This window comes from Amycolatopsis sp. NPDC059027, from assembly GCF_042739735.1.
Classification (GTDB): domain Bacteria; phylum Actinomycetota; class Actinomycetes; order Mycobacteriales; family Pseudonocardiaceae; genus Amycolatopsis.
This window is the reverse complement of sequence record NZ_JBHYIK010000006.1, coordinates 141,544-162,031: the sequence shown is the minus strand read 5'-3', so window position 1 is coordinate 162,031 and position 20,488 is coordinate 141,544. Positions and strand designations below refer to the sequence as shown.

Annotated in this window: 22 protein-coding genes; 16 read left to right on the top strand and 6 right to left on the bottom strand. The window is 70.7% G+C overall.

Features of this window, described 5'->3' with window-relative positions; all coding sequences use genetic code 11:
* Positions 1-47: 47 nt before the first annotated feature.
* The gene (locus ACFWY9_RS06395) at positions 48-692 is read left to right on the top strand and encodes a response regulator transcription factor (RefSeq protein WP_378331200.1); all 645 of its coding nucleotides are present in this window, start codon (positions 48-50) and stop codon (positions 690-692) included.
* Here the strand turns inward: ACFWY9_RS06395 and ACFWY9_RS06390 are convergent.
* Positions 689-2,257 (bottom strand): long-chain-fatty-acid--CoA ligase, encoded by a 1,569-nt coding sequence (locus tag ACFWY9_RS06390; protein WP_378338314.1) that lies wholly within the window; start codon positions 2,255-2,257, stop codon positions 689-691. The two genes, ACFWY9_RS06395 and ACFWY9_RS06390, sit on opposite strands and share 4 nt — an antisense overlap.
* A 97-nt stretch (positions 2,258-2,354) precedes the next feature.
* Here ACFWY9_RS06390 and ACFWY9_RS06385 point away from each other — a divergent pair, with 97 nt between their 5' ends.
* The 10 genes from ACFWY9_RS06385 (at position 2,355) to ACFWY9_RS06340 (ending at position 9,938) form a co-directional block, all read left to right on the top strand.
* Complete coding sequence (locus ACFWY9_RS06385) at positions 2,355-3,017, top strand: TetR/AcrR family transcriptional regulator (protein WP_378331193.1); 663 nt, start codon at positions 2,355-2,357, stop codon at positions 3,015-3,017.
* A 100-nt stretch (positions 3,018-3,117) separates the two neighbouring features.
* Entirely contained in the window at positions 3,118-3,780 is a 663-nt protein-coding gene (locus ACFWY9_RS06380; protein ID WP_378338313.1) for a TetR/AcrR family transcriptional regulator, read from the top strand.
* Complete coding sequence (locus ACFWY9_RS06375; protein WP_378338312.1) at positions 3,704-4,624, top strand: alpha/beta hydrolase; 921 nt, start codon at positions 3,704-3,706, stop codon at positions 4,622-4,624. Before ACFWY9_RS06380 ends, ACFWY9_RS06375 begins: the two co-directional genes overlap by 77 nt.
* 58 nt (positions 4,625-4,682) lie before the next feature.
* Positions 4,683-4,988, top strand: a complete 306-nt coding sequence (locus ACFWY9_RS06370; RefSeq protein WP_378331196.1) for a hypothetical protein — start codon at positions 4,683-4,685, stop codon at positions 4,986-4,988.
* Positions 4,989-5,101: 113 nt separating this feature from the next.
* Entirely contained in the window at positions 5,102-5,440 is a 339-nt protein-coding gene (locus ACFWY9_RS06365; protein ID WP_378338311.1) for an ArsR/SmtB family transcription factor, read from the top strand.
* On the top strand, positions 5,437-5,904 hold the full coding sequence (locus ACFWY9_RS06360) for an SRPBCC family protein (RefSeq protein ID WP_378338310.1): 468 nt from the start codon (positions 5,437-5,439) through the stop codon (positions 5,902-5,904). The genes ACFWY9_RS06365 and ACFWY9_RS06360 overlap by 4 nt, the downstream gene beginning before the upstream one ends.
* 18 nt (positions 5,905-5,922) lie before the next feature.
* On the top strand, positions 5,923-6,522 hold the full coding sequence (locus ACFWY9_RS06355) for a dihydrofolate reductase family protein (protein ID WP_378330463.1): 600 nt from the start codon (positions 5,923-5,925) through the stop codon (positions 6,520-6,522).
* Positions 6,523-6,542: 20 nt separating this feature from the next.
* A complete protein-coding gene (locus tag ACFWY9_RS06350) occupies positions 6,543-6,953 on the top strand; it encodes a secondary thiamine-phosphate synthase enzyme YjbQ (RefSeq protein WP_378330464.1) in 411 nt (136 codons plus the stop codon).
* Positions 6,954-6,972: 19 nt separating this feature from the next.
* Positions 6,973-7,680, top strand: coding sequence for an HAD family hydrolase (locus tag ACFWY9_RS06345; protein ID WP_378330465.1), 708 nt, complete (start codon positions 6,973-6,975; stop codon positions 7,678-7,680).
* 104 nt (positions 7,681-7,784) lie between these two features.
* Positions 7,785-9,938, top strand: a complete 2,154-nt coding sequence (locus tag ACFWY9_RS06340; protein WP_378338309.1) for a bifunctional lysylphosphatidylglycerol flippase/synthetase MprF — start codon at positions 7,785-7,787, stop codon at positions 9,936-9,938.
* 401 nt (positions 9,939-10,339) lie between these two features.
* Here ACFWY9_RS06340 and ACFWY9_RS06335 read toward each other — a convergent pair whose 3' ends face one another.
* Entirely contained in the window at positions 10,340-11,326 is a 987-nt protein-coding gene (locus ACFWY9_RS06335; RefSeq protein WP_378338308.1) for a hypothetical protein, read from the bottom strand.
* Between the two features lie 13 nt (positions 11,327-11,339).
* Complete coding sequence (locus tag ACFWY9_RS06330) at positions 11,340-13,088, bottom strand: proline--tRNA ligase (RefSeq protein WP_378338307.1); 1,749 nt, start codon at positions 13,086-13,088, stop codon at positions 11,340-11,342.
* Positions 13,089-13,214: 126 nt separating this feature from the next.
* Here ACFWY9_RS06330 and ACFWY9_RS06325 point away from each other — a divergent pair, with 126 nt between their 5' ends.
* Positions 13,215-13,571, top strand: a complete 357-nt coding sequence (locus ACFWY9_RS06325) for a VOC family protein (protein ID WP_378338306.1) — start codon at positions 13,215-13,217, stop codon at positions 13,569-13,571.
* A 110-nt stretch (positions 13,572-13,681) separates the two neighbouring features.
* Positions 13,682-14,587, top strand: a complete 906-nt coding sequence (locus tag ACFWY9_RS06320) for a 2-hydroxyacid dehydrogenase (protein ID WP_378338305.1) — start codon at positions 13,682-13,684, stop codon at positions 14,585-14,587.
* Positions 14,588-14,595: 8 nt separating this feature from the next.
* Here the strand turns inward: ACFWY9_RS06320 and ACFWY9_RS06315 are convergent, their stop codons facing one another.
* Both ACFWY9_RS06315 and ACFWY9_RS06310 read right to left on the bottom strand, forming a co-directional pair.
* Complete coding sequence (locus ACFWY9_RS06315; RefSeq protein ID WP_378338304.1) at positions 14,596-15,534, bottom strand: aminoglycoside phosphotransferase; 939 nt, start codon at positions 15,532-15,534, stop codon at positions 14,596-14,598.
* A gap of 80 nt (positions 15,535-15,614) precedes the next feature.
* Positions 15,615-16,580, bottom strand: coding sequence for a GNAT family N-acetyltransferase (locus tag ACFWY9_RS06310; RefSeq protein WP_378338303.1), 966 nt, complete (start codon positions 16,578-16,580; stop codon positions 15,615-15,617).
* 63 nt (positions 16,581-16,643) lie between these two features.
* On the opposite strand from ACFWY9_RS06310, the gene yaaA reads away from it, so the two are divergent.
* The gene (yaaA, locus tag ACFWY9_RS06305) at positions 16,644-17,390 is read left to right on the top strand and encodes a peroxide stress protein YaaA (protein ID WP_378338302.1); all 747 of its coding nucleotides are present in this window, start codon (positions 16,644-16,646) and stop codon (positions 17,388-17,390) included.
* Here the strand turns inward: yaaA and ACFWY9_RS06300 are convergent.
* Positions 17,377-18,597 carry an FAD-dependent monooxygenase gene (locus ACFWY9_RS06300; protein WP_378330474.1) on the bottom strand — a complete coding sequence of 407 codons (1,221 nt, stop codon included), beginning with the start codon at positions 18,595-18,597 and terminating at the stop codon, positions 17,377-17,379. The two genes, yaaA and ACFWY9_RS06300, sit on opposite strands and share 14 nt — an antisense overlap.
* 93 nt (positions 18,598-18,690) lie before the next feature.
* On the opposite strand from ACFWY9_RS06300, the gene ACFWY9_RS06295 reads away from it, so the two are divergent.
* Complete coding sequence (locus ACFWY9_RS06295; protein ID WP_378338301.1) at positions 18,691-19,293, top strand: MerR family transcriptional regulator; 603 nt, start codon at positions 18,691-18,693, stop codon at positions 19,291-19,293.
* 329 nt (positions 19,294-19,622) lie between these two features.
* A complete protein-coding gene (locus tag ACFWY9_RS06290) occupies positions 19,623-20,402 on the top strand; it encodes a PE-PPE domain-containing protein (protein ID WP_378338300.1) in 780 nt (259 codons plus the stop codon).
* Positions 20,403-20,488 lie beyond the last annotated feature (86 nt).

The following is a 20,488-nucleotide window of genomic DNA, read 5'->3' as shown; positions in this document are numbered from 1 at the left end:
TAGGGTCGAGGCCGACCGGACCATTCACCATCGGGGGCATCGACGTGCTGCGGATCGTCATCGCGGAGGATTCGACCATCCTCCGCCAGGGGCTCGTGGAGCTGCTCACGTTCCGCGGTCACGATGTCGTCGCGGCGGTGAAGGACGCCGACGCGCTGCGCGCCGCCGTGACCGAGCACCACCCCGATGTGTCCATTGTGGACATCCGGATGCCGCCGACGCACACCGACGAGGGCCTGCGCGCGGCGATTTCCCTGCGTGCCGAGCAACCGGGCTGCGCGATCCTGCTGTTCTCCCAGTACGTCGAGACGAAGTACGCCGCGCAGTTGCTGGCCGATCGGGCGGGCGGGGTCGGCTACCTGCTCAAGGACCGCGTCGCCGAGGTGTCGGACTTCCTCGACGCGCTCCGCCGGGTGTCCGAGGGCGAGACGGTGCTGGACCCGGAAGTGGTGAGCCAGCTGTTCGCCGCGACCCGCAGGACCGACGTGCTGGCCGACCTCACCCCGCGCGAACGCGAGGTGCTGGGCCTGATGGCCGAGGGCCGCTCGAACGGCGCGATCGCTTCGGCGTTGTTCCTTTCGGCCGGTTCGGTGGAGAAGTACGTGACGAGCATCTTCGGCAAGCTCGGCCTGCCACAGTCCGAAGAGGACAATCGCAGGGTGCTCGCCGTGTTGCGCTATCTGGACTCCTAGACCTGTTTGCCGCGTCCGGCCCAGTACGGCGAACGGAGCGTGCGCTTGAGGATCTTGCCGCTGGGGTTGCGGGGCAGCGCGGGCACGAAATCGATGGTACGCGGGCATTTGTAGGCGGCGAGGCGTTCACGGGTGAACGCGATGATCTCCTCCTCGGTCGCCGTCGCGCCCTCCTCGCGCACGATCACCGCCTTGACCGACTCGCCCCAGTGCTCGTCCGGGACGCCGATCACCGCGACCTCCGCGACGGCGGGATGCTCGACGACCACACGTTCGACCTCGGGCGAGTAGACGTTCTCGCCACCGGTGATGATCATGTCCTTGACCCGGTCGGAGACATAGAGGAACCCGCCGTCGTCGACGTGCCCGATGTCGCCGGTGCGCAGCCACCCGTCCGCCACGATCGCTTGCGCCGTGTCGTCCGGTTTGCCGAGGTAGCCGAGCATCCGCTGCGGCGAGCGGAACCAGAACTCCCCCGCCCGCCCGGTTCCGACGTCCTCGCCGGTGGCCGGGTCGACGACCCGCAGTTCGGCGCCGGGCACCAGCGTGCCCGCCGATTCCAGCCGCTCCGGGCGGGCGGCGTCGCGATGGGCCTCCGGGGTGAGCGTGCTGATCACCCCAGCCAGCTCGGTCTGACCGTAGACCTGCACGAAGCCCGTCGCGGGCCAAGCGGCCAATGCCTTGCGCAGCAAGGGAAGCGGCATCGGGGCCGCGCCGTAGACGAGGTATTTCAGCCCGGCGAGCGCCTTGACCGCCTCCTCCCCGGCGGCGAACACGCCGGAGATGACGGCGGGCACCAGGAACGCGTGCGTCGCCCCGGCGGCGAACGCGGCGAACAGCGAGGCCGGGTCCGGCTCGCGGGTCATCGTGCTCGGCACCCCGGCATGGATCCCGAACAACGCGTAGCAGGTGCCACCGACGTGGAACAGCGGCATCGCCACGAGGTTGCGGTCGCCCTCGGCGAACGGCAGCACGGGACCGACGTCGACGGTGTGGGCGACGATGTTGCGATGGGTCAGCATCACGCCCTTGGGCCGTCCGGTGGTGCCCGAGCTGTACATCACCAGCCACAGGTCGTCCGGCCCGACGCCGGGGCTCTTCCCGGCGGGTTCGGCGGCCGCGAGGAACGCCTCGTAGGCGTCGTTCTCCCCACCGACCACGATCACCTTCGTGACGCCGGTGAGTTCGCCGCGGATCCGCTCGATCGCGGGCAGCAGTTCCGCGCCGGCGAACAGCACGGTGGCCCCGGAATCGTTGATCACGTAGTCCAGCTCGTCCCCCGCGAGCCGCCAGTTGACGACGGCGTTGACCGCGCCGAGCAGCCCGGCGCCCAGTGACACCTCCAGGCAGGCGGGATTGTTCTTGTCCAGGAAGGCGACCCGGTCGCCGTGGCCGATTCCCGCGCGCTTCAGGGCTCCGGCCACCCGCCTGACGCGGTCGTACCACTGCGCCCAGCTCCACCGGTTCCCGCCGTAGGCCAGCGCTTCGGCGTCGGGCTTGACCTCGGCCCAGTGCGCGAGCGCGTCGGTGATGAACTCAGCCTCCGGCGGTGCCGCTGCCGTCATGATGGACCCTTCCTTCCCGGTCCCCCGCTTCAGAATCACACTGACCGCGCGTACGGTCAATGGTGTCGTGCCGGTTCGTGGTGGAGGTGGCGGAGAGATGCGGGGCCCTGGCAGGTCGGACGAAATCCTCGCGGTGTTCACACGCAACGTGGCCCGCTACGGTTACGACGGCACGAACTTCAGCGAGATCGCCGCGGAGCTGGGCATCTCGAAGGGCACGATCGTGCACCACTACGGCACCAAGGACCGCCTGCTCGCCGCGCTGCACGAGTCCTACATGCGGCGGCGCCTCGCCGAGGCCGAGCTTCTCGTGGAGCGACTCGGCTCTCCCGCCGAACGGCTGGCCGGGCTGCTGTACGCGTTCATGCTCTACCAGGTGCACGACCGGGACGCGACCGTCGCCTTCCAGCGCGAGATCGTGCGCCTCGCCGACCAGCCGGCACTGGCCGGAGGCGTCCGGCTGCGCGCCGAATACCTCGACCTCGTGCGCGGGGTCATCGAGTCCGGTGTGGACAGTGGGAAGTTCCGCCGTTCCAACCTGAACGTGCAGAGCCTGCTGGTGTTCGGCTCGGCGCAATGGGCGTGGACCTGGTTCGACCCGGACGGCCCGCAGTCCGCCGAAGAGGTCGGCGCCGCGCTCGTGGATCTCGTGCTCGGCAGCCTGCTGGTCCGCCGCAGCGGCCTGGCCTCCCTCGCCGATCCGGCGGGCGACGTCGTCCGGATCGTCCGGAAGTGTCTCCTCGCCGCGGAAGCGGCCTGAATCTCCACGACACCGCCTGCCCGCACCGCCGCACATCGATGGAGGACTCGCCAGGGACATGATGTGTACGATACGGTATCGTACACATCGAGGAGGCGCCGTGGTCCGGGGAATGGAACGAGAGCAGGCGATCCTGGCCGCGACGCTGGCACTGCTCGGCGAGGTCGGCTACGCGGCGATGACCATCGACGCGGTGGCCGCGCGGGCGCACGCCAGCAAGACGACGATCTACCGCCGCTGGAGCGGCAAACCCGCACTGGTCAAGGCGGCGCTGGACAACCTCGACGCCGAGGTGGCCGACCCGCCCGACACCGGCACCCTGCGCGACGATCTCCTCGCCGCACTGCGCGCGTCCTGCGCCCGCATCGACGACCAGTACGCGGTGCTGATGACCGGCCTGCTCCACGCGATGCGGCTGGAACCCGATCTCGCCGACGCCCTGCGCTCGCATGTGGACAACGAGGAGTCGTCCCCGTTCCGGCTGATTGTCACCAGGGCCGCCGACCGTGGCGAAGTGCCCGCCGGCACCGATTCACGGCCGGCGCACCGCGTGGCCGAAGGGCAGATCCTGCGGCACCTGCTGCTCGACCGCCCGCTCGACGAGGACTTCCTGACCGCCCTGGTCGACGAACTCCTCCTCCCCCTGCTCACCCGCCATTTCCCAGCCGACCCCGGGAGCCGAGCCGATGCCCAGTATCCGAGCACGCCTGCTGGCCGCCGCGGTCGCGGCACTGCGCGTGCACACCGTGTTCGACGGTCCTGAACGGACCCGCCGCTCGATCGCCGGTGATCGCCGCAAAGGCCCCACGGCACCTTCGGCGAAGATCCGGGCACGCTTTTCCGTACACGAGGAGGAGTTCTCCGGACACCGCGTCCACGTCGTGGCCCCGCGCGAGGGCGGGTCTCGCACGCGGCGAGTGCTCTACCTGCACGGCGGCGGCTGGACCATGTCGATCACCGATCCCCACTGGGGCCTGATCGCCACCCTGGCGCGGCGTCTGGACTGCGCGGTCACCGTGCCGTCGTTCCCGCTGGCGCCCGAACACACCGCCCGCGAGACGTTCGCCATGCTGCTGCCCTTCTACGCCGACCTCGCCGCCCGCACCGGCGAAGGCGAGTTGACGGTGATGGGCGACTCCTCCGGCGGCAACCTGGCGCTGTCGCTCGCCATGCAGGCGCGGACGGCCGGTCTGCCCCAGCCCGCGCGGCTCGTGTTGCTGTCCCCGTGTGTGGACGCCACTTTCGGCGATCCCGAAATCGCCCGCCTCGACCGCCGGGACCCGATCCTGCCCGCCCGCGGCCTGCCGGGGCTGGGGCGCGCGTACGCCGGCGACCTCGACGTGCGCGACCCGGTGGTCAGCCCCCTCTTCGGGACACTGGACGGACTCCCGCCGATCGCGATCTTCACCGGCACCCGGGACGTCCTCAACGCCGACGCCCACCGGCTGCGCGAGAAGGCCGAACGCGCGGGGATTCCCTTGGCCTGGCACGAATATCCCGAGATGCTGCACGTCTGGCCCCTCTTCCCGATCCCGGAGGCCAGGCACGCTCTCGACCACATCGAGGCGTTCGTCACGGCAAGTCCTTCTCCGGAGATCCACACCTGAGGAACGGCGGTTCGCCGCCACACTGCCGAGCACCGGACGGCCAGCTACCGTGATGGGGGTGAACAGACTTCCCGTGCGCAATGCGGGCGACAGGGCGCTCTGCCTGTTTCTGGAACCCGGCGGCGAGGATTACTGGATAGCGCCGGGAAAGGCTCTCCTCGTCCTGCCCACGGCCGAGGGCATCGACGCGCAGTTCGACGTCACGGTCGGGCCCGATCTCGTGAGTGTCCGGATCCACGAAAGCGACGACTGCACCAAGGTCGTCCTCGCCTACCGGGTCACCGACGAGCACGGCGCGACGGTGGAATGCGGCCACGGGCGGCCGAGTGAGCACCCCCGGCCGCCGGAACCCGTGAGCGGCTAGGCCCGCTACCGCAGGACAGCGAGTTCGCGGGTCTCCCTCCCCCATGGTTGACCGATCGCCGAGCCTGCCCTTATAGTCAACACATTCGTTGATAAACAGAAGGCTTGATAAAGATGCCGGTTGATGATGAATGGCTGGACCGGGCGTTCACCGCGCTGGGCGACCCCGTGCGCCGGGCGCTGATCGCCCGCCTCTCGCGGGGCGAGGCGACGGTGAACGAACTGGCCGAGCCGTTCGAGATCACCAAACAGGCGGTCTCGCGGCACATCCAGGTGCTCGAGACGGCCGGGCTGATCACCCGCAGCCGTGACGGCCAGCGGCGGCCCTGCCATCTCGACCCGGCGGCGCTGGAATCGCTCACCGGCTGGATCGACGGCTACCGGCTGGCGGCCGAGCGCCGCCACCGCAGGCTCGACGACGTCCTCGAAACGCTGAAGGAGCAGGAAAAATGACCAACCCCACCACGATCACCAGCGAGCCCGGCACGCCGTTCATCGACGTCGTCCGCGACTTCGACGCCACCCCGGCACAGGTGTACCGCGTCTGGTCCGACCCCGAACTCGTCGCCCGCTGGCTCGGCCCGGAAGAACTGACCATGGAGCTGATCGAGTACGACGTCCGGTCCGGCGGCGGCTACCGCTACGTGCACCGGACCGCCCACGGCGAGGAGTTCCGCTTCCGCGGGGTCTTCCACACGGCCGAACCCGGCGAGCGGATCATCCAGACCTTCGAATGGGACGGCAAGCCCGGCGAAGTCACCCTCGAGTCCGTCGTGTTCGAGGACCTCGGCGGCCGTACCCGGGTACGCACCCATTCCGTGTTCCCGTCGGTCGAAGCACGGGACGGCGCCGTCGAGTCCGGCATGATGCACGGCATCACCCAGTCCATGGACCGGCTCGCCGCGTTGCTCCGCTGAGCCGGGAAGGGACCCGAAATGACCGTCATGACGAGCTTCTGCATGTCCCTCGACGGCTTCGTCGCCCGTCCCGACGACTCGGTCGGCCCGCTGTTCGACTGGCACACCAACGGCGACGTTCCGGTGCGGCCGCCCGGGTACCGGCTCGGCTTCCGGATGTCGGCGGCCAGCGCCCGGTACTGGGAGGAACTGATCGCGACCATGCGGGACGGCGCGATGGTCTGCGGCAGAAGGATTTTCGACCACACCAAGGGCTGGGGCGGTGTCGCGCCGCTCGGCGTGCCCGCCTTCGTGGTGACCCACCGGCCACCACCCCAGGACTGGCCGCCGACCCCGGAAGCGCGGTTCACCTTCGTCCACGACGGCGTCGAAAGCGCTGTGGCACAAGCGAAAGCGGCGGGCGATGGGACCGTGAGCGTGGCGGGCCCGAACATCGCCCAGCAGTGCCTCAACGCGCAACTGCTCGACGAGGTGCGGATCGACCTGGTCCCAGTGTTGCTGGGCAACGGAATCCGCTACTTCGAGAAGATGGACACCGACATCGCCGAGTTCGACCGTGTGGAGGTCGTCGAGGGCACCGGCGTGACGCACCTGCGCTACCGCGTGTGCTATCGCTGAGCACGCCTACGCTGGCGGACATGTACTCCACCGAGATCGAGGTGCGCACCGGCGGCACCGCCGTGGTGCACGACCTGACCAGGGACGCCGAGACCTTCCTTCGCGACGCAGATGCCGAGGACGGCCTCCTGCACGTGTGGGTCCCTCACGCGACGGCGGGCCTCGCCGTGCTGGAGACCGGGGCGGGCAGCGACGACGACCTGCTCACCGCGCTCGACGAACTCCTCCCCCGCGACAACCGGTGGCGGCATCAGCACGGCACGCACGGTCACGGCCGGGACCACGTGCTGCCCGCGCTGGTGCCGCCGTACGCGACGATCCCGGTGCTCGGCGGCGTCCTGGCGCTGGGCACCTGGCAGTCGGTCTGCCTGGTGGACACCAACGTGGACAATCCCGTGCGGCGCGTCCGGTTCAGTTTCCTGGCCGGCTGAGCCAGGTAACGTCGGCGCTGTGACAAGCACACGTCCGCACCGGCTGGTGCTCTGGGACATCGACCACACGCTGGTGGACTACACCGGCATCGGTACCGCCTGGTACGCCGAGGCGCTGAGCACGACGACCGGCACCGAACTGCGGGTCCGTCCCGATTTCGGCGGCCGGACCGAACGCGCGATCTCGGCCGACATCCTCGCTTCGCACGGCATCGAGCCGACCGAGGAGATGATCCAGCGGCTGTGGGCCGAGCTGATCGCGGTCTCCGGACGCGCCGCGGGCACCCTGCGCACCGGCGGCCGGGCGCTGCCGGGCGCCGCCGAGACACTGACCGCGCTGGCCGGGCACGACGGCGTCGTCCAGTCGCTGGTGACCGGCAACCTGCCGGAGATCTCGCGGCTCAAGCTCGCCACGTTCGGCCTGCACGAACACCTCGACCTGGACATCGGTGGCTACGGCTCGCTCTCGGCGCACCGGCCTGACCTCGTCCCGCACGCCGTCGCCCGCGCGGCGGCCAAGCACGGCACCGACTTCGCCGCGAACGCCGTCGTCGTCATCGGGGACACCCCGGCCGACGTCGACGCGGCGCTGCACCATGGCGCCGTCGCCGTCGCGGTCGCCACCGGGACCTACGGCGCGGACGAGCTGCGGGCCGCGGGCGCGCACACGGTGCTGGCGGACCTCACCGACGCAGCCGCGGTCCGGGCCGCTGTGCTGGGCGCATAGTCCTTTCGGCCAGCCCTCGTCCACCGGTGGTAGCACTCCCCTAGGGGAAATCTAGCCCCGGCGATGGATGTTCTCCTCCGTGCGCGCACGGAAGACTTCCGGGCATGACAGAAGCAGCGCCGGCGGTGGGGACCGCCGACGGTGTCCGGACCGGGGGGAGTGACTCGGGCGAGACGGCCCGCGTCACCGCGAAGCTCGCCGTGTTGTGGCACCGACTACCGTTCACCACCACCGTCGTCATGGCGATGCTGATGCTGAGCGTCGCCACCGGCGCGCTCTGGCGCGCCGCCGAGGACCACACGGCGTACCCGCTCGTCGCGTACGGCCTGCCGTCGCTGGAGGCCGGGCACTGGTGGACGCTGGTGACCGGGCCGTTCTTCGCGGTCGTCCCGTGGTTCTACCTGCCGATGGTGGGGAGCTTCGCGCTCTTCGCCGGGATCGCCGAATGGCGGCTCGGCACGCGGCGCGCCATGGTCGTCACGATCGGCGGGCAGCTCGTGAGTGTGCTGGTGGCGCTGCAGTTCCTCGCGCTGTACCGCGGCTCCGGCTGGGTGTGGGCGGACCGGCTGGCCACCACCATGGACGTCGGGTTCTCCGGTGGCGCGCTGTTCGCGATGGCCGTCGCGAGCGCCAGCCTGCGCGCGCCGTGGCGGCTGCGGGTGCGGGCCGGGCTGTGCGTGTACGCCGGTGTCGCGATCATCTACGTCGGGACGCTCGCGGATCTGGTGCACTTCTTCGCGCTGGTGCTCGGGCTCCCGCTCGGCCGTCTGCTGGTCGGCCCGCACCGGGTCAAGGAGCCCAGCCGCCCGACACTGCGGGAACGGCGGCTGCTCGCGGTCTCCGGGCTGCTCCTGGTCACCGTCGCCGAAGTCGTCATGTACTTCGTGCCCGGCGACGGTCCCTTCGGATCTTCGGCCGACATGTCGCCGTCGGGTATCGAACTCGCCGTGCTGTGCGTCGTGGTGCTCCCGGTCCTCAACGGACTGCGCAAGGGCAGCCAGTTCGCCTGGCGCTGGGCGATCGGGCTCACCCTCTTCGCGATGGCCCAGGTACTCCTGATCGGCGGGCTGATCGCGGTCGCGCACTACCTCGGCGGCGACTTCGACGCCGAGACGCCGTCACTGTCCTTGGTGGACAATCTCCTGTGGACGGTCGAGTTCGTGCTGCTGATCGGCGCGCGCGACGCGTTCCGGGCGCCGTCCCGGCGGCGGCGCAAGCGCCTCACCCGGGTCGGCCCCGGCCCGGCGATCGCGCGGGCCCTGCTCGGGCACAACGGCGGCAGCACGTTGTCGTGGATGACGACCTGGCCGCAGAACTCGTACTTCGTGACCGCCGACGGCCGCTCCTACCTCGCCTACCAGCAGCACGCCGGTGCCGCGATCGCGCTCGGCGACCCGATCGCCCCGGACGGCAAGGACGCACGCGCGATCACCGAGTTCGCCGCGATGTGCGAGGACTCCGGGCTCGTCCCGTGCGTGTTCTCGGCGACGGCCACCACGATCGAGGTCACCAGGGAACTCGGCTGGAAGCACGTCCAGGTCGCCGAGGACACCCTCATCGACCTCGAGTCCCTCGAGTTCCGCGGCAAGGCGTGGCAGGACGTCCGCACCGCGCTGAACCGGGCGAAGAAGGACGGCATCGAGTTCCGGTTGGTGCGGCTGGCCGAACAGCCCGAGGCGATCGTCGAGCAGGTCCGCTCGGTGTCCGAGGAATGGGTCAGTGACAAGGGCATGCCGGAGATGGGCTTCACGCTCGGCGGCGTCGACGAGGCGATGGACCCGGCGACCAGGGTCGGCCTCGCGGTCGACGCGGACGGCGTCGTGCACGGCGTGACTTCGTGGCTGCCGGTGCACATCGGCGGCGGCCAGGTCGGCGGCTGGACGCTGGACGTGATGCGCCGCCGCGCGGACGGGTTCCGGCCCGCGATGGAGTTCCTGATCGCCTCGGCCTGCCTCGCCTTCCGCGAGGAGGGTGCCCGGTTCGTGTCGCTGTCCGGCGCCCCGCTGGCGCACAGCTCGCGCAGCGGCCCCGCGCACACCGTGGAACGCGCGCTCGAAACGCTCGGCGCGCTGATGGAGCCGTACTACGGTTTCCGCTCGCTGCACGCGTTCAAGGCGAAGTTCCAGCCGCGCCACGAACCGCTGTACCTGACCTTCCGCGACGAGGCGGACCTGCCGCGGATCGGACTCGCGCTGCAACGCGCCTATCTGCCGAAGACAGGCCTGCTGGAACTGGCGAAAATGGCCCGCAAACGCTGATTCTTCCGCGGAGGTCCGTGAATGCCACATTGAGGGACTCTGAGTCCCTCAATGTGGCATTCACGGACTTACGACCCAGGCTCGCCCGCTCGGGTGGTGTCCTTTGTGGACGCGGTGGGGCTAGGGTGCCGAGGGACGCCTTCGGTGCGTTGGTCGCGCCAAGGGACGCCCGCGTCGCGCTCAACGCACCCAGGGCGTCCCTCGGTGATCGTCGCGCCTCTCTGACAGGGCCGCAAAGGACTCCTTACCGGCGTTGAGCGCTGGCAAGGAGTCCTTCACGGCGTTTCCGTCCTTTGTGGACACGCGAGGCGGGGCGCGGGTGCGGGAAGTCCGTGGGGGCCTCCTTGAGGGATCCTGGGTCTCTCCGGGAGGCCCCCACGGACTTGAGCGGTGCGGCCGGATCAGCGGGTCGAGGGTGGCGGGGTCGTGGTGGTGCGGTCGGATTCCGGGACGCCCCGGTAGCTGTGCAGGACGCGCAGCAGCTGCTCGCGATCCGCGGCGCCGGGGACGTCCTGGTCGGAGTAGGCGACCAGGACCGCGGACTGCGCGGCCGGCGCGTCACCCGAACTCATCGCGATGGCCGCGACCAGGGCGCGCTTCGGCACGCACGGACCGGCCTCCGACGGCACGACCTCGGCGAGGGCGACGCTCGCGGGCCGGGTCTTGCCAGGGGCGAGCGTGACCTCGGCCTGCTGTGCGGGCTGCGGAGCGATCTGGGCGAGCGGGCCCGCGTCGGGGCTGTACCGGCTCACCGCGAGGTCGTTGACCGCCTGCGCGGCGGCCGTCGCGGGATCCGCGACCTTCACGGTCGTGACGCCGCTGCCACCCCGTTCGCTCGACGGCTTCCCGGGGCAGAACCCGCTGTCCAGGAAGGCGCTCGTGGCGAGCGTGATCCCGGGGACGGCCGGTCCCTTTTCCCAGCCGTGCAGGGTGCCGGGCTTCGGCTGCCAGTTCGGCGGGACGTCGTAGGCGTACGAACCGTCACGACCGGCCACCGCGTGCCAGCCGTCCACCACCGCGGGCACCGTGACCTGCGGAGGCGGAGTGTAGACGCTCGGCTTACGGCTCGTCGGCGCCGAGGCGCGGTCGTCGTGGCCCGAGCCGAAGTACTGCGAGACCGCACCCGCGAGCGCCACCACGCCGACGGCGATCCAGCCGACGTAACCGCGGCCCCGCTTTTGCGGCCGGGTCCGGCGGGCGGCCCGGATCCGTTGTGGTTCGGCGCGCGGCGGTTCGGGCTGTTCGATCCCCGAGGGCTGAGGCGCGCCGTAGCCCTCGCTGGGCCGGAAGCCACGCGAGTCCGAGGGCTCATAGCCCCCGAACCCGCGCAGCGCGGCGTTGTCCTCGTAGCCGGGCGCATCGTCGCGCTTGCGGCCGAACCACCCCATCGGTCGCGGACCCTCAGGAGCGGATGAGCTTGACCAGGTGATCGACCACCGCGTCGACGGCGATCTCCTCGCGCTCGCCGGTGCGCCGATCCTTGACCTCGACGACCCCGTTGGCCAGGCCGCGCCCGACCACCAGGATCGTCGGGACGCCGACCAGCTCGGCGTCGGCGAACTTCACGCCGGGGGTCGCCTTGCGGTCGTCGAGCAGGACCTCGACCCCGGCGGTGCTCAGCTCCGCGGCCAGCTTCTCGGCGCCCGCCGCGACGGTCTCGTCCTTGCCCGCGATCACGACGTGCACGTCGAACGGCGAGACCTCGCGGGGCCAGACCAGCCCGAGATCGTCGTGGTTCTGCTCGGCGAGCACCCCGACGAGCCGGGACACCCCGACGCCGTAGGAGCCCATGGTGATGCGGATCGGCTTGGAGTCCGGGCCGAGCGCGTCCAGCTCGAACACGTCGGCGTACTTGCGGCCGAGCTGGAAGATGTGGCCGATCTCGATACCGCGCGCGGCGACCAGCGTGCCCTGGCCGTCCGGGGAGGCGTCGCCCTCGCGGACCTCGGCGGCCTCGATCGTGCCGTCGGGGGTGAAGTCGCGGCCCGCGAGGAGGTCGACGACGTGGTGGCCGGCCTTGTCGGCACCGGTGACCCAGGCCGTCCCGGTGACGACGCGCGGGTCGACGAGGTAGCGAACGCCGTTGTCCTGCAAGGCTTTCGGCCCGATGTAGCCCTTGACGAGGAACGGGTTCTTCGCGAAGTCGGCCTCTTCGAGCAGGGCGACCTCGGCGGGTTCGAGCGAGGCTTCGAGGCGCTTCATGTCGACCTCGCGGTCGCCGGGGACGCCGACGCCGAGCAGCTCCCACTCCTTGGCGCCCGGCTGGCGGGTCTTCACCAGGACGTTCTTCAGCGTGTCGGCGGCGGTGAACTCGCGCCCGAGACCGGCCGCGTTCAAGAACGCGACCAGCGTCTCGATGGTGGGCGTATCCGGCGTCTGGTGCACCTGCGCGGCGGGACGTCCCTCGACGGGCTGCGCGGGCGGCGCGGGCGTGACGACGGCTTCGACGTTGGCGGCGTAGCCCGAACCGGTGCTGCGGACGTAGGTGTCCTCACCCGTTTCGGCGACGGCCAGGAACTCCTCGGAGGCCGAGCCGCCCATCGCGCCCGACGTCGCCTTGACGATGACGTACTCGAGGCCGAGCCGGTCGAACAGCTTGATGTAGGTGTCGCGATGGGCCTGGTAGGACCGCTCCAGGCCCGCGTCGTCGAGGTCGAAGGAGTAGGAATCCTTCATGACGAACTCGCGGCCGCGCAGGATGCCCGCGCGGGGCCGCGCCTCGTCGCGGTACTTCGTCTGGATCTGGTACAGCGTGACCGGATAGTCCTTGTAGGAGGAGTACTCCCCCTTCACGGTCAGCGCGAACAGTTCCTCGTGCGTCGGGCCGAGCAGGTAGTCGGCGCCCTTGCGGTCCTTGAGCCGGAACAGGCTGTCGCCGTACTCGGTCCAGCGGTTGCTGGCCTCGTAGGGCTCCTTCGGCAGCAGCGCGGGGAACTGGATCTCCTGCCCGCCCATCGCGTTCATCTCCTCGCGCACCACGTTCTCGATGCGGCGCAGCACGCGCATCCCGAGCGGCAGCCAGGAATAGCCACCCGGGGCGACCCGGCGGACGTAGCCGGCACGCACCAGCAGCCGGTGGCTGGGTACCTCGGCGTCCGCCGGATCCTCGCGCAGGGTGCGGAGGAACAACGACGACATCCTGGTGATCACTTCTGGCTCCTCGCGAAAGCGGGCAGGTAGACGTGCTGTGCAGCGTAGTCAACCCCCCTTGACCGCTTCCAACGGGTTATCGGCGGGCGCCGGTTTCTGTCGGTGGTACCCGCTAGCGTCCCGTCCATGACGCTGACCATGGGCATGATCACCATCGACTGCGCCGATCCGCCGAAACTGGCGAGTTTCTGGACGCGGGCGCTGGGCACGGAAATCGACCAGGACTACGGCTTCTTCCTGACGCTGAAACCACCGGCGCAGGGCGGGCTGGTCCTGGGCTTTCAGCAGGTCCCGGAACCGCGAAAGGGGAAGAACAGGGTGCACATCGACTTCGGCACGAGCGATCGGAAGGAGGAGATAGCCAGGCTGGTGGCGCTGGGCGCGGACGAGCACGAGACCCACGAGCTGCCCGGGCTCACGTGGACGGTGCTCACCGATCCGGAGGGCAACGAGTTCTGCGTCTCGTCGGGCCTGCACGGCTGAGGGCATACCCGGGCGGGCACACTGGCGGGCATGAGCGACGCTGGCGAGCGAATCATGGACATCATGCGCCAAAAGGGATTCGACACGGTCTCGCGGAGCGAGGCGATCGCATGACCCATCGTGTACTCCTGCCATGGCGCGACATCGAGGTCCCGGCGGGCCTGTCCGTCAGCTACTACGACGGCACCGGCCCGTTCCCGGACGACAGCGTTCTCGACGACGTCGAGTTCTACGTGCTGCCCTACGACCAAGGGCCCGAGCCGGCGCGGCTGATCCCGAAGCTGCCCGCGCTGCGAGCGGTCCAGTCGCTCTCGGCGGGCGTGGAGATGCTGCTGCCCGTGGTGCCGGAGGGGGTCGCGCTGGCCAACGGGCGGGGGCTGCACGACCTCAGCGTGGCCGAGCACGCGCTCGCGCTGATCCACGCCGCGCAGCGGGATCTGCCGCGCTGGTTCGCGCAGCAGGCCGCCGGCTCGTGGGAGCGCGAGCACACGCGGTCGCTCGCGGACAGCCGGGTGCTGCTGGTCGGGTACGGCTCGATCGGCCAGGCGATCGAGCGTCAGCTGCTCGCCGCCGAGGCCGTGGTGACCAGGGTGGCGAGCACCGCACGTCCCGGCGACGGCGTGCACGCCGTGGCGGAGCTGCCGGACCTGCTGCCCGAGGCGGACATCGTGGTGCTGATCCTGCCGGACACCCCGGCCACGCGCGGGCTCGTCGGCGCGGCGGAGCTGGCCGCGCTGCCCGACGGCGCGCTGGTCGTCAACGTCGGCCGCGGCACCGCGATCGACACCGCAGCGCTGCTGGCCGAGACGGCGTCCGGGCGGCTGCGCGCGGCACTCGACGTGGTGGATCCCGAACCGCTGCCGAGCGACCATCCACTGTGGAAGGTGCCGGGCGTGATCCTGACCCCGCACATCGCGGGCGGGTCGGCCTCGTTCTACCCGCGCGCGAAGCGGCTGGCCGCCGAGCAGCTGCGCCGCTTCGCCGCGGGCGAGGACCTCCTGAACCGGGTGCGCTGAGCCGCTGGTCAGCTCCAGCGCGTGCGGTGGGCCAGCCAGCGCCGGGTCGCCGCCGCGAGCCTGCGCTGGCGTGCCCGGACCCCGGTCGTCGCCGGGGGTTCGGGCAGCCTGCCCGCGTGCTCGGTGTACCCGGCGAGCGCGACCCCGAAGGCGGTGACGGCCCAGCCGGGTACCCCGGACAGCACCGGGCGGCCACGCAGCAGCCGGTCGACGTCGGCGGGCGCGTGCCCGGCGTCGAGCAGGTGCGGCACGAGCGTGACGAGGTCGAGCCAGCCCGCGCCGCGGGCCGGATAGCGCCAGTTCGTCACCAGGACCCGGCCCGGTCCGGTGCGCACCAGGCTGTCCGGCTCGATCCCGTTGTGCAGCAACGTGTCCCCCGCCGCCCACGGATGCCACGAGGTCTCCAGCGCGACCAGCGAGCCGAGATTGCGGGCCGCCCACGGGTCCAGATCGTCCGGCGGGCGGGCGGCGATCTCACGCCAGCCGCGCAGCAGCGGCCCGAGGTCGTCCAGCGCGGCGGGGACGTCCGGCAGCGGGCACGGGGTGAGCGTGCGCCCGAGCGCGCCGAAGGTGGCCAGCACCGCGGACAGATCGGGCGAGCCGGGCCGCAGCACCGGCCGGGTGCCGTCGAAATCCACGAACGCCAGCACCAGCCACGAATCGTCCACAAAGGACAGTAATCGGGGCGCCGGGGCCGCCTCGGGCAGCCGGGCGGTGACCGCGGCCTCGGCCCGGTAACCGCCCGCCCGCGGGCTGTCCGCGGGCAGTGCCTTGACGAACGCGCGGCCACCGTTCTCCAGTTCGAGCCGGGCCGCGATGGCACCGTCGAACTCCGGGGTCTGCCACAACGACCGCCGTACCGCGCCTCCCAGCTCTCGCTCCACCAGGTCACGCACCGGCTCCGGCAGATCGTGCCAGCCCCGGCGCGCGGACACCGACGCCGTCATCACGCTCCCCTGCGCCGCACTCCCCGTCCGTGAAAATCCACGGTACAGAAATTCGCGCGGGCGGGTCGCCGCGTCAGGGCTCAGGTGACGGGCAGGACGTACCCCGCCCACGTCTGGACGGTGCGGTAGCCGCAGCGTTCGTAGACGCCCAGCGCGCCCTGCGCGTTGTCGACATCGACGTTGAGCGCGGATCGCTCGAAGCCCTGCTCCTTCGCCTTCTCCAGCGTGTACCCGAGCAGCGCCGACGCGATCCCCCTGCCACGCAGTGACTCGCGGGTACCGACGTCGCTGACGTACAGCTCGCGGACGCCGGTGGCCGCCTCGTCGGAGGCGAAATACGCGCTCAGCACGAACGCGAGCACCTCGTCCCCGGCCGGAGAGAGCAGCAGGAACGACAGCTCCGGCCGGAAATCCTTGCTCTCGCTCACCTGGTGCCGCCACATCTCGGGCGACTGTTCGGCCGAGCCCCAGTGGTCGGCGAAGACGGCGTTGCGCGCGAGCCGGGTGAGTTCGTCGTAGCGTCCGGCATACGGCACCGGCTCGAACCCCGGCGGGAGCGGCCGTGCCGGGGGCAGGCTCGCGAGATCGGCCCGCATGTCCACAAAGGACCGCAGATGCCGGAACCCGGCGCGCTCCAGCGTTCCCGCGAACCACCGCTGATCCTCGTGCGCGGCGGCGTGCAGCTCCAATGGTGCGCCAGGGAACGCCTTTTCGTGCACCCGCTTCGCCGACTCGGCGAACCACGCCATGAGGTGTTCGCCCAGCGCGTCATCGCGGTAATCCGGATGCGTGAGCGCTTCGAACCGCACCATGTGCGCCGGATCCGCGGAGCCCCGGCGGATCACGATGCCGGAAGCGACGAGTCGCTCGCCGTCCCAGCCGCTGGTCGAAGCCCCGGTGAGGTCGACGTTCGGGCTGCTCATCAGCTCCCGCAGGTCCGCGGCGTCGTAGTGCTCGCCGGTCGGCTCGACCTTTTCCGTGATCGCGACCAGTTCGGCCATCGCCGGGGCGTCGTCGAGGGTCAGCGGCCGCCAGAGGAGATCCATCACGCGAGGCTAAGCATCCGTACCGGCCCGCGCACCCGGATTTCCCCCGATTACGCTCAGGGTGTGCTCGTGCTCCTCCCCCCTTCCGAGACCAAGGCCGACGGCGGCAACGGCCCGGCGCTCGACCTGGCCGCGCTGTCCTTCCCCGAGCTGAACCCGGTACGGGCGAAACTGGCCGACGCGCTGGCCGACCTCGCCCGCGACGTCCCGGCCAGCCTCGCCGCGCTCGGCATCTCGGCCCGGCAGAGCGACGAGGTCACCCGCAACGCCCGGCTCTGGACCTCGCCCACCATGCCGGCACTCAGCCGCTACACCGGCGTGCTCTACGACGCGCTCGACGTCCGCGGCTTCACGAAGGCGGGACTGGCGAAGGCCCAGCGACGGCTGGCCATCACGTCCTCGCTGTTCGGCGTGGTCTCCGCCACCGACCCGATCCCGGCGTACCGGCTTTCCGGCGGCAACACGGTCCCGGGGCTGGGCACCGTCCGCGGCCTGTGGAAGCCCGTCCTCGAACCCGTGCTGCACGAGATCGAGGGCCTGATCGTGGACCTGCGCTCCGGCACCTACTCGGCGTTCGCCAAGCTGCGGCCGGACGCGGTGACCGTGCGCGTGGTGACCGAGGACGCGCACGGAAACCGCACCACGGTGAGCCATTTCAACAAGGCCTACAAGGGCAGGCTCGCCGCGGTGCTGGCCACCACCAGGGCCGAACCGTCCACTGTGGAGCAACTTGTCAAGGTGATCACCAAGGCCGGGCTGGTGGTCGAACGCACCGGCGAGCACGCGCTGGAACTGCTCACCGGGGACTGACCTCCGGTACCGGATAGTCCGGCACGACGACCGCCGTGGCCGCCTTCCGCACCTGCCGCCCGATCAGCTTGAAGACCAGGTTCTTGCCCGGCGTGTACGGGATCATCCTGATCTGCCACAGGTGCAGCCGGGTCTGCCACGGCGTGCCCGGCGCGACCCGTTTCGCCATGCCGAGCGCGAACTTGTTGTTGAGCCGGGAGAACTCCCGCAGCCGTTCCTCGTACCGCGTGAACGCCAGGCGGTGGTCGCCGTGCGCGGCCGCGAGTTCCCCGGCGAGCACGTAGGCACCGACCAGCGCCACGCTCGTCCCCTGCCCGGACAATGGCGAACCGGCACACGCCGCGTCGCCGACCAGCGCGACCCGGCCGGCCGACCAGTGATCCAGCCGCACCTGCGCGCAGGCGTCGAGGTAGAAGTCCGGCGCCCGGCGCGCCTGCTCCAGCAGGAACGGCACGTCCCAGGCAGCCCCTTCGTACACTTCGGACAGCAACGCGTACTGGCTCTCGACGTCGCGGTAGTCATACGCACGCCCGTGTGCCGGGAACATCAGGGTGGCACGGGCCTCACCGTCGACCCGGGTGTCCGACACGGTCGCGACCCGGCCCGGTTCGACGAAAGTCCGCTGCGTCCGGTCCAGGCCCCAGCGGTCCGGCACGGTGAACGTGGAGAGCACGACGCCGAGGTCGTGCAGCACGGCGCTGTCCTCACCGAAGGCCAGGTCCCGCACCGGGGAATGCAGGCCGTCGGCGCCGAGCACCACGTCGAAGGTCTTCGGCGCGGACCGGGCGAAGGTGACGTCGACGCCCTCGGGAGTTTCGGTCAGCGCGGTGACGGCGTCGCCGAACACGAACTCCGCGTGCGCGCCCGCCCGTTCGTCGAGCAAGGCGAGCAGATCGCCACGGAGGATCTCGACGTCGAGCGGATCGAAGGAACCGAACGTGCCGTCCATCCAGGCGATCCGCTCCCCCTGAGCGTCCACATAGGCCATACCGGTGATGTCGGTGGCGACGGCGCGCGCGTCGTCGAGCACGCCCGTGCGTTCGGCGACGTCGAGCGCGGCGCCCCGGATGTCGATGGCCTGCCCACCCCGGCGCGGCGCGCCCGCGCGCTCGACGACGGTGACATCGAAGCCGTACCGGCCGAGCCAGTACGCCAGCGTGACTCCGGCGACCCCCGCGCCGGAAACGAGCACAGTTTTCGTGGTCATGAAGGCTCCCCTGCCTGTGACGAAGCGGGTCATCTCTGGATACCCGCACTATCCAACGTAGGATAGTGCGGGTATCCAGTCAAGAGGAGCGGCGTGAAGGTCAAGGAACTGAGCCTGCGGGCGAACGTGTCCATCCCGACGATCAAGTACTACCTGCGCGAAGGGCTGCTCCCCAAGGGCGAGCCGCTCGGCGAGACCAAGGCCGAGTACGGCGAGGACCACCTCACCCGCCTGCTGCTGATCCGCACGCTCGTGGAGACCGGCGAAGTCCCCATCGCCCGGATCCGGCACCTGCTCGACGCCATCGACAACGAGAGCCTCCCCGCGCAGGACCTCCTCGCCGCGGCGATGTACGCGGCCACGCCCGACGCCCGCAGCACGGCGCACGACGACGGCTTCGGCGACCGCACGGGCGCCGAAACGTTACTGGCCCACGAAGGCTGGAAGTCCACTTCGGACGGACGGGACCAGCTCGCCCGCGCCCTCGCCGGACTGCGCCGCATCGGCCTGCCCGCCGACCCGGACAAGCTCGGGCCCTATCTGGACGCGGCCAAGACGATCGCCGCGCAGCAACTGCCCCTGCTGCCCGCACCCGAGGATCGCGCGGAGTTCGCGGTGCGCGCCGTGCTCGGCGCGGTGCTGTACGAGCGCCTGCTGGCGACGTTGATCCGGATCGCCACGGAAAACGCCAGGTAGGTCCATGAATGCCACATCGAGGTTTTCTCACTAAGAGGCCTGGGGCCGTGGGTGCTGCCGAATGCGCCGAAGGACGCCTTCGGTCTGCCGGGCCCGGAGTGCGACAAGGGCGCCCCTGGGAGGCGGCGGAAGTACTCAGGGCCTCCCGCCCACGCCGACAGCATCACCCGGTGTCGGCGTGCACGGGGAGGCATTCACGGACCGGAAGACACCGGCAGGCGTTCACTCGAAAGTGTCACGAAAAGACATGTCATCAGGATTTCATGGTTCGTGGATAACTTTCCCTTTTCCCGACACAACAGCGTATTCGGCGGGGAAGGAACGCTCACATGAAGAAACCTCAATGGGTGGCGGTGATCGGCACGGCTGTCGCCACCCTGGTCGCCGGGCTGCTCGGCGCCACGGCTTCGACCGCGCAGGCCGAGGGGGCCCATTACTACATTCTCGTCGGCGGCACCTGTGACGGCGCCGGAAATGTGTACAACGACGCCTGGCTGCGCGGCGGCATCCGGCGGGTCGTGCACTACCCGGCCGGTGCCGCGGGGCTGCCGGGCTGCGACCAGACACCGATGGACCAGAGCGTCGCCCGTGGCCACGAGGAGGGCAACCGCGTCGTCCAGAGCGCTTTCGCGGAGAACCCCGGGGCCGAGTTCACCGTCGTTGGCTATTCGCAGGGCGCGATCGTCGCGAACCTGGTGCTCAACGACATCGCCGACGGAAAGCTCGGCGTGGACAAGTCGCGCTTCACCGCGAAGATCTTCGCGGACCCGATGCAGCCGGTCGGCCCGCCGGGACGCGGGATCAGCGCGGTGCTCCCGGCGGGGATGGGCGCGCCGTCGCCGTTCGGCGGCTATGTTTCGTTCGGCCCCGGCCGTCCCAACTTCGGCGGTATCCCGTTCATCCGCTATTGCATCGAGACCGACGGCGTCTGCCATTTCGACACCCTCGAAGCACCGGGCGGATATTTCGCGCAGCACCAGTGTTATCAGTGGACCCGGCCGACGGACGGCCGGTCCATCATGGGCGACACCATCGCCGACGGGGTGTACACCAACGCCTCGCAGCCGTTGCCGCGCCAGAACTGCCGTCCGCCGTGGCCCAGCGCCTGAGCGGATGACCACCTGGACCGGGGGGGGGGGGGGGGGGGGGGGGGGCGCGGGGGGGCGGGGGGGGGGCGGGGGGGGGGCGCGGGGCC

Coding starts and splice junctions, on each gene's coding strand:
- ACFWY9_RS06390 (WP_378338314.1), bottom strand. CDS start 2,257: ATGACGGCAGCGGCACCGCCGGAGGCTGAGTTCATCACCGACGCGCTC.
- ACFWY9_RS06385 (WP_378331193.1), top strand. CDS start 2,355: ATGCGGGGCCCTGGCAGGTCGGACGAAATCCTCGCGGTGTTCACACGC.
- ACFWY9_RS06375 (WP_378338312.1), top strand. CDS start 3,704: ATGCCCAGTATCCGAGCACGCCTGCTGGCCGCCGCGGTCGCGGCACTG.
- ACFWY9_RS06365 (WP_378338311.1), top strand. CDS start 5,102: ATGCCGGTTGATGATGAATGGCTGGACCGGGCGTTCACCGCGCTGGGC.
- ACFWY9_RS06360 (WP_378338310.1), top strand. CDS start 5,437: ATGACCAACCCCACCACGATCACCAGCGAGCCCGGCACGCCGTTCATC.
- ACFWY9_RS06355 (WP_378330463.1), top strand. CDS start 5,923: ATGACCGTCATGACGAGCTTCTGCATGTCCCTCGACGGCTTCGTCGCC.
- ACFWY9_RS06350 (WP_378330464.1), top strand. CDS start 6,543: ATGTACTCCACCGAGATCGAGGTGCGCACCGGCGGCACCGCCGTGGTG.
- ACFWY9_RS06340 (WP_378338309.1), top strand. CDS start 7,785: ATGACAGAAGCAGCGCCGGCGGTGGGGACCGCCGACGGTGTCCGGACC.
- ACFWY9_RS06335 (WP_378338308.1), bottom strand. CDS start 11,326: ATGGGGTGGTTCGGCCGCAAGCGCGACGATGCGCCCGGCTACGAGGAC.
- ACFWY9_RS06325 (WP_378338306.1), top strand. CDS start 13,215: ATGACGCTGACCATGGGCATGATCACCATCGACTGCGCCGATCCGCCG.
- ACFWY9_RS06320 (WP_378338305.1), top strand. CDS start 13,682: ATGACCCATCGTGTACTCCTGCCATGGCGCGACATCGAGGTCCCGGCG.
- ACFWY9_RS06315 (WP_378338304.1), bottom strand. CDS start 15,534: ATGACGGCGTCGGTGTCCGCGCGCCGGGGCTGGCACGATCTGCCGGAG.
- ACFWY9_RS06310 (WP_378338303.1), bottom strand. CDS start 16,580: ATGGATCTCCTCTGGCGGCCGCTGACCCTCGACGACGCCCCGGCGATG.
- ACFWY9_RS06300 (WP_378330474.1), bottom strand. CDS start 18,597: ATGACCACGAAAACTGTGCTCGTTTCCGGCGCGGGGGTCGCCGGAGTC.
- ACFWY9_RS06290 (WP_378338300.1), top strand. CDS start 19,623: ATGAAGAAACCTCAATGGGTGGCGGTGATCGGCACGGCTGTCGCCACC.